This is a genomic window from Haloarcula pellucida, from assembly GCF_014647235.1.
Taxonomy (GTDB): Archaea; Halobacteriota; Halobacteria; order Halobacteriales; family Haloarculaceae; genus Haloarcula; species Haloarcula pellucida.
This window is the reverse complement of sequence record NZ_BMOU01000001.1, coordinates 165,865-178,936: the sequence shown is the minus strand read 5'-3', so window position 1 is coordinate 178,936 and position 13,072 is coordinate 165,865. Positions and strand designations below refer to the sequence as shown.

Sequence of the window (13,072 nt, the reverse complement as noted above, 5' to 3'; positions counted from 1 at the left end):
ACAGGGCGAACGCGGTCTCTCGTCTGGATACGCCAGAGAAATCACGGGATGACGACACAATATCGAGTTTCCGAGGGGAAGTCCCGATGGGTGAGCGAGCGCGGGACGACAGCGCGGGCGAGACGAGTTCCCGTCGAGGCGTCGTGCGCTTGCAGGACATCCTAGCAGCTAGTCGGCACGGACAGTGCGGCCGGCCGATGGTACACATCAGGCAGTTGTTCACCGGAATCACCCCCTATTACCCACTACTGCCCCAACACACGACACAGGAACCCACAAATAGAAGCTTATTCTCGGCGCCCTCCCCGTAGTTCCGAGGCCCAGTAGGGAACGCGAGGTCATCGCGAATGGGCTGTACGTTTATGCCAGTTCCCGACCAGACAGGAGATATGGAGCTTCGACCAGCAGAACCAGCCGACAGGCCGGCAATCAGGGACGTTGCACGCCGGTCGCTGCAGGCGTCCTACTCGCTCGGTCCGCAGGCCATAAACAGCGCCATCGAAGAGTGGTACGACGAGGGGCGACTCGAAGAGACGCTCGAAGACGAGGAACGACTCCTGTTGCTCGCCGAGAAAGAGGGACAGGTCGTCGGGTTCTCCGAGAGCGTCACTGCAGCGGACAACACCGGGACGCTGCTCTGGCTACACGTCGACCCGGCCCACCGCGGCGAAGGCATCGCGTCGTCGCTGTTCGAGGCGACCCGCGACCACTTAGCGGACCTCGGTGCGCCGCATCTACTCGGCCGGGTACTGGCGGACAACGTCGAGGGGAACACCTTCTACGAGGACCGTGGCTTCGAGAAGGTCGGCACCGAACAGGTGGAGATCGACGGGCGCACCTACGTCGAGAACCTCTACAGCGAGACCGAACAGTGGGGCCGAGAACCCGTCGAGACGGCTGAGGGACGGACCGTCTACGTCGACCACGACAACCACGAGCGGGGCTCTATCGCGCCGTTCCACGTCGTCCACGTCGACGAAGACGGCGACGAGCGCTATGGCTACTTCTGTAGCAACTGCAACACGCTCGCCAACGCGATGGACTCGATGGGACGCATCGAGTGTGATTCCTGCGGGAACGTCCGGAAGCCACTCCGCTGGGACGCCGCCTACCTCTAGTTCCCGGTGTCGTTCCGGGGCGGCGAATCGTCCGCTTCCCTGCGAGGCGGGGGCCGCCGTGCCGGCCTGAGTATCAACACGTAGTACAGCACGAACAACACGACAGCGATGCTGACCCCGACGAGGATATCACGGACGACCGACCCAGTCGCGAGGAGTACGAGGCCCATACCACTGCCGAAGAGTGGGTGGAGTGCCGCGACCATATCTGAAATGTCGTTCGGTACTGATAAAACAGCGTACGAGTGTTCTCTCTGCGTGGGAACGGTGTTCGACCCGACCGGCCACACAGGACTCGATACCGCACAAACCGAGTCGACCGCGGCGTTTCCCACGTCACCACCCGACCGTACCGACGTGTAGCACCGTGCTATCGGCCGTTCCTTTGGAGTCGTGTGAGCAAATCCCAGAATACCGAGAACCGCCGATAGAGCGCGAACCGGGGTTCGTCCCGCTCGCCAGTCTCGAACTGGCGACCGACGCCGGCCACGTCGCGGTCGGTGGCCGGGACGCGACGCCGAAGACGTCGCGGCTCACGGCATCGAGATATCCAGCGCGGCGGAAGGAGTCGTCTCGTCACGTCCGTTCCTCGCAGAATAGTCCCGGGCGGATTCGAACCGCGAAGACTCGAATCCTCTCGCCTTCTGGGCCCGAATCCGCTGGACGTATTTGCCGCTCGCGGTATTGCTCGCGGCAAAAGTAGTCCCGGGCGGATTCGAACCGCCGTCAAGGGCTCCAAAGGCCCTTATGATTGGCCACTACACCACGGGACTTCACGTCGTTCGTCCCGTGTACCTCGCAATCTCTCCGAGATTGCTCACCACCACGGGACGTCGCTTCGGTCGTTTCGCTGACCTCACGCGAACGCCGACTGGCCGTTCGCGGAGGGCTGTATCAGAACGAATCGCCGGAACCCACTTGAACGCTTCGAGAGTCAGTCGCTCGAAACCTCGGCCTCGACCTCCAGTAATCCACAGACGTCGTCCTCCGCGTTGAAGCAGTCCGGACACTGCGGTTCCCGGTCGATGATCGTGTCGAGTCGCTCTGCGACCGTCTCGTCGATGACGCCTTCGAGTTGTTTGGCCTCGGTCCGGAAGTCCTCGACTTCGAGCACCTCGACGAGGAAGCGTTCGATGATACAGTAGTTCTGGAGCGCGTCCCGTGCCTGCTGGATACCCTCGTCCGTGAGGTCGACGCCCTTGTACTTCTCGTGGTCGAGCAAACCTCGCTCTTCGAGTTTGCCGATCATCTCGTTGGCGCTGGCGGGACTGACGTCGAGCAATTCGGCGATGTCGCCGGTCGAGGCCGGGCCGTCTACCTGTTCCTGCGTGAGATAGATGGCCTTCAGGTACTGTGCCTGCGTGTTCATTGTCGTTCCTCCATGAGATCGGTCACTTCCTCGACGCCGTCGGCCTCCTCCTCGCGAATCGTCCGGAGGACGTCCAGCAACCGCTCCCGGTCGACGCTGAACGCCGTGTCGGAGGCTTCGATAGACGCGATGAGGTCGTCGTAGAACTTGTAGGCGGTCTCCTCGTTACACAGTTGGTCGTAGAGGACGCCGTCGAAGTCTTCGTCTGCCTCGTACTGTGCCTCGACGAGCATCTGTATCTCTTCGAAGGGGACCGTCTCGGCTTCGAGGTCGTCGACGAGAGTCTCGAGCCGACTTCGGTGGTCGGCGGACTCCGAAGCGGCGTGGTCCAGGAGGTCCCGCAGCGCCGGGTCCAGCGACGCGTCGGTCTCCTCGGCGTGTTTCGCCGCCCGTGCCTCGACGACTTCTTCGAGAACGATGCCGATCTGGAGGAGCCGGGCGAGCTGGTGGTCCGACCCGACGGGCTGTGTCAGGCTCATGCCGACACCCCCAGACGTGGCGAGGGAATCATGCACGAACGTCGGGGAGGGCGTAACTTAAGCCGTTCCCTGTCACAGCGCACCGCCGATAGCTTTAGTCACGTGGGGAGTGCAGATGCCACCTGAGACCAGCCATGACTGACCACCCCGAATGGTACCGCGATGCGGTCGTCTACTCGCTCGACGTCAAAACCTTCGCCGACGGGAACGGGGACGGCATCGGTGACTTCGTGGGCTTGCGCGACCGACTCGACTATCTCGAAGACCTCGGGGTGACCTGCCTGTGGCTGTTGCCGTTCTACCCCAGTCCGTGGCGGGACAACGGCTACGACGTCGCGGACTACTACGGCATCGACGAGCGACTGGGGACGATGGGCGACTTCCAGCGGTTCGTAGCGGACGCTCACGACCGGGGGATGTACGTCCTCGCCGACGTCGTGTTCAACCACACGTCGACCGAACACCAGTGGTTCCAGCGCGCCCGTGAGGGCGACGAGGAGTACCGAGACTACTACCTCTGGACGGACGACCCCGCAGACGCGCCCGAAGAGGAGACCATCTTCCCGGGCGAGGAAGAGGACGTCTGGACCTACGACGAGGCCGCCGACGCCTACTACTACCACCAGTTCTACCACTTCCAGCCGGACCTGAACGTCTCGAACCCCGCGGTACAGGAGGAGATGGAGCGGGTCCTCCAGTTCTGGACCGAGCGGGGCATCGACGGCTTCCGTGTCGACGCCGCGACGCCGATGATAAGCGCGAAAGGCACAGACCCCGTCTCTATCGACGAACCGCACGCCCTGTTCAAGCGGATGAAGGCCGCGGTCAGTGCCGTCGACGAAGACACCGTCTTGCTCGCGGAGGCCGACGACGAACCGAAACGGCTCAAGCAGTACTTCGGGGACGGCGACGAATTCGACCTCCTGCTGTCGTTCGTCGCCAACGCACACCTCGTCTGGGCGCTCGTAGACGAGAACGCAGACCACCTCGCCGAGGCCTTCGACCGGCTCCCGGCCTACGCGGACATCGTCGAGGCCGGGCAGTGGGCGAACTTCCTTCGGAACTTCGACGAGTTGAACCTCGGGCCGCTCCCCTTCGAGGAGTTCCAGCGCGCCTTCGAGGCCATCGGTGCCGATCCCGACACGCGCATCTACGGTCGCGGCGTCCGCCGTCGCCTCGCCCCGATTCTGGAGGGCGACACCGACCGCATCGCCTGTGCGACGAGCCTCTGTTTCGCGCTGCCGGGTACGCCTATCGTCGTCGCCGGCGACGAGATCGGGATGGGCGACGAACTGTCGCTGCCGGGCCGAGACGCCGTTCGCACGCCCATCCAATGGACCGACGAGCCGAGCGGCGGGTTCTCGTCCGCCGACGCCGAGGAGTTCGTCAGACCGCTCGTCGAGGGCGAATACGGCCCCGAGGTCGTCAACGTCGCCGACCAGCGTGCCGACCCCGACTCGCTGCTGGCTCGTGTCCGGGAGCTTATCGCCACCCGCAAGGCCTGCCCAGAACTCTCTCGGGGCGAGCAGTCGGTCGTCGACACCGACGACTCGACCGTCTTCGTCCACCGAAGCGACTGGGACGGAACGACGCTTCTGACTGCCCACAACGTCGGTCCAGACGCCGTGACGGTTCCGCTCGATACGCCGGACGACGTGGCGACGCACCTGCTCGGACCCGGCGGTTACTCACTCGACAGCGACACGCTCACCGTCGAACTCGGCGGTTACGACTACTGCTGGCTTCGGTTCGGCCGGCCGAAGACGCGGTCGACGTAGGCCGGGCGGCCGCCCGAATCAACAGAGGAGAAAGCGGAGCGTCCGGAAGCCGACGACGCCACGCGGCTTCGTGGTGCCGCGCGTCGGGGTCCTCGCGGTAGCGGAGGGTCGACACACCGCAGTCACGGAGGAGTGCCACCATCCGTTCGGCGTCGGCCACGTACGTCCGCGACCGTTTCGGGTCGTCGGGGCGCTCTCCCGCCGAAGTTGTGGACTGTAGACCGGCGTCGATACGCTGACGTCGCCGACGACGGTCCGCGCCGGGTCGTCGCCGTAGGCCTGCCAGTCGACGGAATCGACCATACCGATAGCCCGCTATCGGCCCGCTTACCGCTACGGGTATTCCCGCAAATCGTGTGCCGTCGCTCGACGGCGTCGTGTCCGACCGCAAAGGCGGTGGCGTCGTTCGCGCCGTCCGTCGGCGACAGCAGAGCGAAGCTCCCGCGAGCCCCCGCTCCTGTGAGTCGCGTCGCCGCCGAAAGAACGGGGTCTTTCGAGCCGTCGGTCGTGAAACCGAGGTCGCTGCGCGACCTCGCTACTCCCGAAGCCGCTCGTAGATCAGGGTCTCGAGGTCGTCGCGGAGTTCGTCGACCGCGACCTCTTCGAGGACGGGGACGAAGAAGCCCTCGACGAGCATGTTCTTCGCTCGTTCGGGGTTGACACCGCGGGAGGTCATGTAGAACATGTCCTCCGCGTCGACCTGCCCGACCGTCGCGGAGTGGGAGGCCTCGGTGTCGTGGTTGTTGATGATGAGCTTCGGCGACGCGTCGGCTTCGGACTCGTCGCTGAGCATCAGCGTGTTCTCGCGCTGGTAGGAACTGGTGTCCCACGCCTCTTTGCCGACGTCCTGGACACCCTCGTACACCGAGCGAGCCTCGTCGTCTAAGACGCCGCGGGTGACGAGGTCGGCGACCGTGTGTTCGGCCTCGTGCCAGACGCGGGCCGCGATGTCGAAGTGCTGGTCGTCGTGGCCGAAGAACGCGCCGACGATCTGTGACTCGGAGGAGTCACCGAGCAGGCGCGTCTCGACGTTGCTCTTGGTCAGCCGCGAGCCGATGTTGCCCTCTATCCAGTCGATGGTGCCGTAGGTGTCGGCGTGGCCGCGCTTGACCTGGTAGTTGTAGCTCTCTTCCGAGAGGTTCTGGAGCGTGCCGTACTGGACGTAGGCGTTCTCGCCCGCGACGGCCTCGACGACGCCGGAGTAGTACCGCGACCCCTCGACGTCGTCGCCGGTCGTCTGGCGTTCGAGGATGGTGACCGAGGCGGACTCCTCGGCGACGACGAGCGTGTAGTTGAACAGCGACTGGCTGTTCATCGTCGTCCGAATCTTCACGTCCTCGGCGTCGACGCCCTCGGGGACGTAGACGACCGTTCCGGCCGAGAACAGCGCCGTCGACAGCGCCGTCAGGTAGTCCCGCTGGGGGTCGACGACCGAGCCGAAGTGCTCCTCTATGAGGTCGCCGTGTTCGGCGAGCGCGTCGCTCCAGGAGAGGACGTCGACGCCCTCGGCGTCGATTCGGTCCTTGTCCTGTGCGTAGTCGAGGGGGTCGACCAGCGTCTCGTAGTCGAGCGCGTCGAGGTTGGTCCACTTGCGACCCGGCGTCTGGATGACATCGGGCATCTCGAGGTCGGAAAGCGCCGCGAGCGCCTCTTTCCGGGTTTCGAGGAGCCACTCGGGTTCGTCTAAGTCCTCGGAGATCTGTTCGACCTGGTCTTCGGAGAGTGTGGCGTGTACCTGCGTGCTCATGGTTATCCGAGCGAGCCCTCCATCTCGAGTTCGATGAGGCGGTTGAGTTCGACCGCGTACTCGATGGGCAGCTCTTCCGTGATGGGTTCGATGAACCCGGCGACGATCATCTGCTTTGCGTCGTCGTCGTCCAGTCCGCGCGACTGGAGGTAGAAGACGTCCTCGTCGCCGATCTTACCGACGGTCGCCTCGTGGGCGACGTCGACTTTCGACTCCTGAATCTCCATGTACGGCATCGTGTCCGACGTGGAGTCGTTGTCGAACATCAGCGCGTCACACTCGACGGACGTCGAGGAGTTCTCGGCGCCGTCGGCGATGTGGACGAGGCCGCGGTAGTTCGTGCGGCCGCCGTCTTTCGCGATGGACTTAGACTCGATGGTGGACTTCGTATCGGGCGCGTTGTGGTAGACCTTCGCACCGGTGTCGATGTCTTGGCCCTCGCCGGCCATGGCGATGGTGATGTGGTTGTCCGTCGCGCCGGGGCCCTTGAGGACGGTCGAGGGGTACAGCATCGTGGCTTTCGAGCCCATGCTGCCGGAGACCCACTCCATCGTGCCCTCGGCCTCACAGATAGCGCGCTTGGTGTTTAGGTTGTACGTGTTCTTCGACCAGTTCTGCACCGTGGAGTACTGGACGTGGGCGTTCTCGCCGACGAACACTTCGACGCCGCCGGAGTGGAGGTTAAAGGCCGAGTACTTCGGGGCGGAACAGCCCTCGATGTAGTGGACCTCGGAGTTCTCCTCGGCGATGATGAGCGTGTGCTCGAACTGGCCCATCCCTTCCGAGTTCATGCGGAAGTACGCCTGTACCGGCATCTCGACGGTGGTGTCCTCGGGGATGTAGACGAACGACCCGCCGGACCAGACGGCACCGTGGAGTGCGGCGAACTTGTTGTCGCTCGGGGGGACACACTTCGTCATGAAGTGCTCTTTGACGAGGTCTTCGTGCTCCTGGACAGCCTTGTCCATGTCACAGAAGATGACGCCTTTCTCCTCCCAGCGCTCCTGCATGTTCTGGTAGACGATCTCGGACTCGTACTGGGCGCCGACGCCCGAGAGGGCGTTCTTCTCGGCTTCCGGGATGCCCAGTTTGTCGAACGTGTCCTGGATCTCCTCGGGGAGGTCTTCCCAGGACTCGGCGCCGCCGCGCGTCTCGATGTCGGGGCGGATGTACGGGACGATGTCCTCGATGTCGACTTCCGAGAGGTCGGGCGCGCCCGGCCAGCCCTCGGGCATCGGCATCTGCTGGAACTGCTCCAGTGCGCGCAGACGGCGCTGAAGCATCCACTCGGGTTCGTCCTTGTCTTCCGAGATGACCCGGACGGTCTCCTCGGTGAGGCCCTTCTCGGTCTCGAAGGCGGAGTTCTCCTCCTTCTTGAATTCGAAGCGAGCCTCGGTGTCGGTCTCTTTGAGGTGGTCTTGATCTGAGCTCATTGTTGTGTAGGTGTTGTGACTCTGAAGGGAAGGGTGTTACGCGGCCTCGTAGGCTTCCTCGCGGACCCAGTCGTACCCCTCGTCCTCTAGCTTCTCGGCCAGTTCCGGGCCGCCGCTCTGGGCGATCTGGCCGTCGAGCATCACGTGGACGTGGTCGGGTTCGACGTAGTCGAGGATGCGCTGGTAGTGGGTGATCTGGAGGATACCGGCACCCTGCTCGTCGCGCAGCGCGTTGATGCCGTTGGAGACGTCCTGTAGTCGGTCGATGTCGAGCCCCGAGTCGATCTCGTCCAGCACGGCGATGGAGGGTTCGAGGATGGCGGCCTGCAGGACCTCGTTTTGCTTCTTCTCACCGCCGGAGAACCCGGCGTTGAGATAGCGGGAGGCGAACTTCTCGTCCATGTCCAGTTGCTCCATCTTCTCCTGGAGGATCTGCTGGAACTCGGCGACGCCGACCTCGCCTTCCTCGACGTTGCCCTCCATCGGGGAGGTATCGTAGCCGGCGGCGTCCTCGTTGGTGTCCTCGCCGTCGGCCTCGGCCTCTTCTTCGTCCTCTTCGAAGAGTTCCTCGCGCTCTTCGAGTTTGGCGTTGAGCGCCGTGCGAAGGAAGTTCACCATAGTGACCCCTTCGATTTCGGCGGGGTACTGGAAGCCGAGGAAGATGCCGAGCGCGGCGCGCTCGTTCGGTTCGAGGTCCAGGAGGTTCCAGGTGCGCATGTCCTCCGGAATCTCGAAGTCCGCCCCGAACTCGTCGTCCTCGAGGTGGATGAGGACCTCGCCGTCGGTGACTTCGTAGGCCGGGTGCCCGGCGATGATCTTCGCTGTCGTGGACTTGCCAGACCCGTTGGGACCCATCAGCGCGTGGATCTCACCGGCGTTGACTTCGAGGTCGACACCGCGAAGAATCGTCTCACCGTCCTCTTCTGCGACTTCGGCGTGGAGATTGTTGATTTCGAGTACTGCCATAGTGGTCTCTTAGGTCAACCGAAAAGAGGTACGTTTCACCCATCAAGCTTTCGCATTGCAGCGTACTCGACTTTCGTATATAGAAACAATATTTCTTAGACTCGAAAAGGCGCGGGCCGGCGACTACATGTACTGACCGAGTCCGGTCTGTTCCTGCCCGGATTTGACCTCGTTCCACGAGATGTCCAGCGCCTCCAAGATTCTGGCGATAGGGCCCTTCAGCGTCTTGTCGAGCATCTTGTCCCAGTCTATCTCGAACTCGGGGGGGATCTGATCGGCGTACTCGAAGCAGATGACGTCTGGGTTCCGTCGGAACTCCCCGTACAGGGGGTCCCGCTTGGGGTCCAGACCGAGTTCGTCCTCGACGCGTTCGAAGAAGTCCGCGTGGACTCGGTCGAGATAGAGACGTTTGGGTTTCGACCCGCTCTTGAAGTTCGTGCCGAGGAGGAGGTTCGCGTACTTCGCGCCCCGTACCTGTGCGGTGTCGGTGTCGTAATTGTCCAGTTTCTTCCCGATGCCGCCGGGGATGCCCACGTCGTCGTAGTCGACGTTGCCGGCCTGGTAGTCCTCGATGACCTCGCCGACGTAGTCTTTGATGTTCTCGGCGTCCTCGCCGTGGACGATGCGGTCGATGACGTCCTTCTGGACGCGTTTAGTGATGGGCGCGATGTCCGAGCGCTGGTACTCGAAGCCGGTGATGTCGATGTCGTCGACGTGCTTGCCCTCCTTCCAGACGATGTGGCCGGCGTAGCGTTTCTTCTTGCCCGCCTGGAAGAACCGCCGGTACAGTTTCTCGAACTCGATCTCGAAGCGGTGGAATTGCGCGTTCAGCCGTTCGAGCGCGAAGTCGTCGTAGGAGGCGTTGATGGTCTCTTCGAGTTCGAACCCCTTCTGGATGGTCGCCGCGATCGTCGTGAGTTCGTCGTCGTCCATCTCGGGGTGTTTCGCCCGCATCTCGTCGGTGACTTCGACGGCGCCGTCGACGTCCTCCGGGCCGACGTCGCCGACCTGTAGCATCACCGAGTCCGTATCGCCGTAGACGACCTCGTACCCCTCCTCGGCGACGACTTCGTCGGTGTAGTCGATGACCTCCCGGCCCGTTGCCGTGACGGCGGCGCCCATCTCCTTGTCGTAGAGACGGAAGCGGTCCCACCCGAGAACCCCGTACAGGGACTGGCCGACGAACTGGAACGTGCCGTTGCGCCCGGCCATGAGCGTGTGGTTGTCCGCGACGGTGACACAGTAGACGCCGTCGGTCGCGGTGCTGGTACCGCCCGAGCGGTGCATGCGGAGGGTGTTCTTGCCGTCTTCGGTGACGTAGATGCGGTACGTGCCGCTGTCTTCGGTGTAGCTGGCGGTGAGTCCGAGATGGGCACAGAGCCGCAAGACGTCGTCCCGGAGCCGCTCACTCGCGGTGCTGTAGCGCCAACTGTTGGTCTGCCAGTCCCCGTCGCCGGCGATAAGCGTATCGAGGAAGGCCCGTTTCTGTGCCTGCGTCGTGTCGAACACGAACTCGGGAATCCGCTTCTCGAAGCTGTTGCCGCCACAGAGCCGTTCGAGGAGGTCACCCAGCAGTTTCGAGGTGAACTGGTACCCTTTCTCGTCGACGTACGCGTCGAACCCCATGCTGTCGAGGAGGGTGCCGATCCGCGCGCGGTCGTCACCGGACCCGCCGTCCGGGACCGCGTCCTGTGCGATGTTCACCGCCGTCGAACTGCCCCGGAACTGGTCACCGAACTGCTTGTCCTCGGACGTGTAGACGCTCCCTTCGGTGATGTACCACGCCAACAGTTCGAGGAAGTCGTCGCCGTCGTAAAACCGCGGCACCCACTTGCGACCGCGCTCGGCGTGGACGTAGAACCCCGAACAGTTCCCGTCGAGATACGCACGGTGCTCCCGGAACGATTCGGCGTCGAACACGTAGCCGGTCCCGTCTTCGCCCTGCTTTTGCATCTTATCCGGACGGTACCCCACCTCCGCGGCGAGAGTGTGTCCGTGGTCGTCGTTGTCACACCACACCTCGAACGAACCGTCGAGCATGTCGACGAGGTCCACCTCGTCTAGCCGTTCGCCGTCCGGGCCGTCCCAGTCGTGTGGGAGTTCGTAGTTCGTGGCGTCGTCGAGGTCGCCCGCTTCGACGAACGAATAGCCGTCTTCGGTGATGCCGTTCGTCTCGTTTTTCCGGACGAGCATCCGGTGGTTCGGCGTCACGCGGAAGTCGATTTTGCTCGTCTCGATGTCGACGAGTTCGCCGCGGTACTCCGGGTAGGCCTGCGTTTCGACGACCGGTTTGACCTCCATCTCCAGCGTCTCGGGATCCAGCGAGTACACGTGGTCGCCGACTTCGAGGTCCCGGATGTTTCTGATCCCGTCGGGGGTCAGCACGTCGGTGTCCGGCGTGAAGCAGTTCATGATGACCTTCACCGCGGCCTGCTGACGGTCGTAGCGTTCGTACTCGGGGTCGTCCGGGTCGTGGTTGTTTCGCAGGCCCTTCTTCTCCTCGCGTTCGGTCAGCAGTTCGTCGACCATCTCCCGGATGACGCCGTCGGGTTCCTTCCGGAAGTGGGTCCCGTTGGGCGCGCGGTAGGTGTCGCCGTCGTAGGTCTCGGGGTCGACCTTCGTCTCGGGACTCGCGTTGGTCGTCACCATGCACATCGGGTACAGCGACTTCAGGTCCAGCACCGTGACGTTCTCTCGAACCCCGGTGATGGGGTCGAAGACGGCGCCGCCCTCGTAGTCCTCGCTCTCCTGTTGGCCCTTCGAGGGGAGCGCGAACTCGCCGTACAGTTTGTGCAGGACGTACATGTCGACGGCGTCGCCGGGCGTCGTCGCGTCTTCGAGTTTACACCCGACGAATGTGCGGACCTCGTCCCAGAAGTCGATGATGTCCTGTTCCCTGTCGAGTTCGACGCAGAGTTCCACGTCCCGGAGGTTGTACTCCAGCAAGCGCTCGGGGTCGTCCTCCCAGAGGTCGCCGATGTCGCCGGTGTACCGCTCTTTCCCGACGCCGAGTTCCTGTTCGCCGACGGCGTCCAGACGGTAGGATTCGAGTTCCGTGAACTGCGTGCGCTTGTAGGCGTACAGGAGGTCGAAGACGACTCGGCCCTTGATGTCCGGCCCCTGCCAGTCGCTGCGCCACACCTCGTCGACCCGCGAGAGGCGGTCGACGTTCAGGTCGTAGTCGTGGTCGTAGCGCTGGAGTTCTTCGATGCGGTCCAGCAGATAGGGGGCGTCGAAGTCGTCGAAGTTCCACCCCGTCAACACGTCCGGGTCGGTGTCTTCGATGTAGGAGATGAAGGCGTCGAGCATCGCTTCCTCCTCCTCGAAGACGCGCACGTCGGCCTCGAAGTCGGCGTCCTCGCGGATGGGGTCGTACTCCGCGAGGGCTTCGGGCCCCTCGATGCCGTCCGGGGATTCGTACAGCCAGACGACGTACTCGTCGTCGTAGGAGTCGTGGGAGGTGAGACAGACGATGGTCTGCTCGCCGTCCTCGGGGAACCCGTGGCGGTCGTCGACCTCGATGTCGAAGGTGTTCACACGCGGTTCGGCGCTGGCTTCGACCGGCCGGACCTCCTCGTGGTGGACCTTGTAGCTCCCGTCGTCGAGTTCGCGGGCCGGCACCCGGACCCCGCTGGTGATGTCCTTGTCGATGAGCAGGCGGTTCGGGAAGAGGATGTCCGCCTCGTAGTGGTCGAAGTCGTCCCGCATTTGCCCGACGTCCCGGGGCGTCTGCCCGATAATCTTCAGGAGTCGTTCACCCCGAATCGACTCGAAGGGGTCCCCGTTCTCGTCCTCGTAGCGCCAGTCGACGATACGGTCGTACTGTCGCAGTCGGTCCTCGGTGACGCTGTCCGCCGGCACGTAGAAGTACGGTTCGAACTCGTAGACGCGTGCGTGGACCGGGTCCTCGTCGTCGGTTCGGCCGAAGACGTGGACGACGGGGTACTCGTCGTCGCCCTGTCCCTCCACCGTGTAGTCGACCTGTGTGACCACGAACTCGACAGTCTCGGAAACGTCGGGGAACTGGCGTTCGTCGATGTCGACGACAGTCGTCCCGCTCCCCCCGTTGCCGGCGACGGCCGCTGCCTCCTCGGCCGGCCGAGCGTCACCGCCCCCGTCTACCTCGAAATCCCCGAAGGTGCGCTGGCCTTCGTCACTCATGCTTGCCGACCCTTCGAGACG

At 63.7% G+C, this 13,072-nt stretch carries 10 protein-coding genes and 1 tRNA gene; 2 read left to right on the top strand and 9 right to left on the bottom strand.

The genetic code is table 11. The features are described 5' to 3' along the window. The first annotated feature begins 389 nt into the window (after positions 1–389). Positions 390–1,118 (top strand): GNAT family N-acetyltransferase, encoded by a 729-nt coding sequence (locus IEY28_RS00970; RefSeq protein WP_188993705.1) that lies wholly within the window; start codon positions 390–392, stop codon positions 1,116–1,118. On the opposite strand, the gene IEY28_RS00965 is transcribed toward IEY28_RS00970, so the two are convergent. From IEY28_RS00965 to IEY28_RS00950, 4 genes are all read right to left on the bottom strand, one after another. Continuing rightward, positions 1,115–1,324: a hypothetical protein gene (locus IEY28_RS00965; protein ID WP_166966291.1), complete on the bottom strand. Its 210-nt coding sequence runs from the start codon at positions 1,322–1,324 to the stop codon at positions 1,115–1,117. The two genes, IEY28_RS00970 and IEY28_RS00965, sit on opposite strands and share 4 nt — an antisense overlap. Before the next feature lie 494 nt (positions 1,325–1,818). Next, positions 1,819–1,891, bottom strand: a tRNA-Gln gene (locus tag IEY28_RS00960). 161 nt (positions 1,892–2,052) lie between these two features. Next, the gene (locus tag IEY28_RS00955; protein WP_166968691.1) at positions 2,053–2,487 is read right to left on the bottom strand and encodes a metal-dependent transcriptional regulator; all 435 of its coding nucleotides are present in this window, start codon (positions 2,485–2,487) and stop codon (positions 2,053–2,055) included. Beyond that, positions 2,484–2,966, bottom strand: coding sequence for a ferritin-like domain-containing protein (locus IEY28_RS00950; RefSeq protein ID WP_188993702.1), 483 nt, complete (start codon positions 2,964–2,966; stop codon positions 2,484–2,486). The genes IEY28_RS00955 and IEY28_RS00950 overlap by 4 nt, the downstream gene beginning before the upstream one ends. Positions 2,967–3,100: 134 nt before the next feature. On the opposite strand from IEY28_RS00950, the gene IEY28_RS00945 reads away from it, so the two are divergent. Beyond that, on the top strand, positions 3,101–4,744 hold the full coding sequence (locus IEY28_RS00945; RefSeq protein WP_188993700.1) for an alpha-amylase family protein: 1,644 nt from the start codon (positions 3,101–3,103) through the stop codon (positions 4,742–4,744). Between the two features lie 18 nt (positions 4,745–4,762). On the opposite strand, the gene IEY28_RS00940 is transcribed toward IEY28_RS00945, so the two are convergent. The 5 genes from IEY28_RS00940 to IEY28_RS00920 all read right to left on the bottom strand — a co-directional run bounded on the left by IEY28_RS00940 (position 4,763) and on the right by IEY28_RS00920 (position 13,051). Next, the gene (locus IEY28_RS00940; RefSeq protein ID WP_188993698.1) at positions 4,763–5,047 is read right to left on the bottom strand and encodes a hypothetical protein; all 285 of its coding nucleotides are present in this window, start codon (positions 5,045–5,047) and stop codon (positions 4,763–4,765) included. A gap of 232 nt (positions 5,048–5,279) precedes the next feature. After that, on the bottom strand, positions 5,280–6,491 hold the full coding sequence (gene sufD, locus IEY28_RS00935; RefSeq protein WP_188993696.1) for a Fe-S cluster assembly protein SufD: 1,212 nt from the start codon (positions 6,489–6,491) through the stop codon (positions 5,280–5,282). 2 nt (positions 6,492–6,493) lie between these two features. Then, complete coding sequence (gene sufB, locus IEY28_RS00930) at positions 6,494–7,924, bottom strand: Fe-S cluster assembly protein SufB (RefSeq protein WP_188993694.1); 1,431 nt, start codon at positions 7,922–7,924, stop codon at positions 6,494–6,496. Positions 7,925–7,960: 36 nt separating this feature from the next. Further along, a complete protein-coding gene (locus IEY28_RS00925) occupies positions 7,961–8,890 on the bottom strand; it encodes an ABC transporter ATP-binding protein (protein ID WP_188993691.1) in 930 nt (309 codons plus the stop codon). 123 nt (positions 8,891–9,013) lie between these two features. After that, on the bottom strand, positions 9,014–13,051 hold the full coding sequence (locus IEY28_RS00920) for a DNA polymerase domain-containing protein (RefSeq protein WP_188993689.1): 4,038 nt from the start codon (positions 13,049–13,051) through the stop codon (positions 9,014–9,016). Positions 13,052–13,072: the final 21 nt, after the last annotated feature.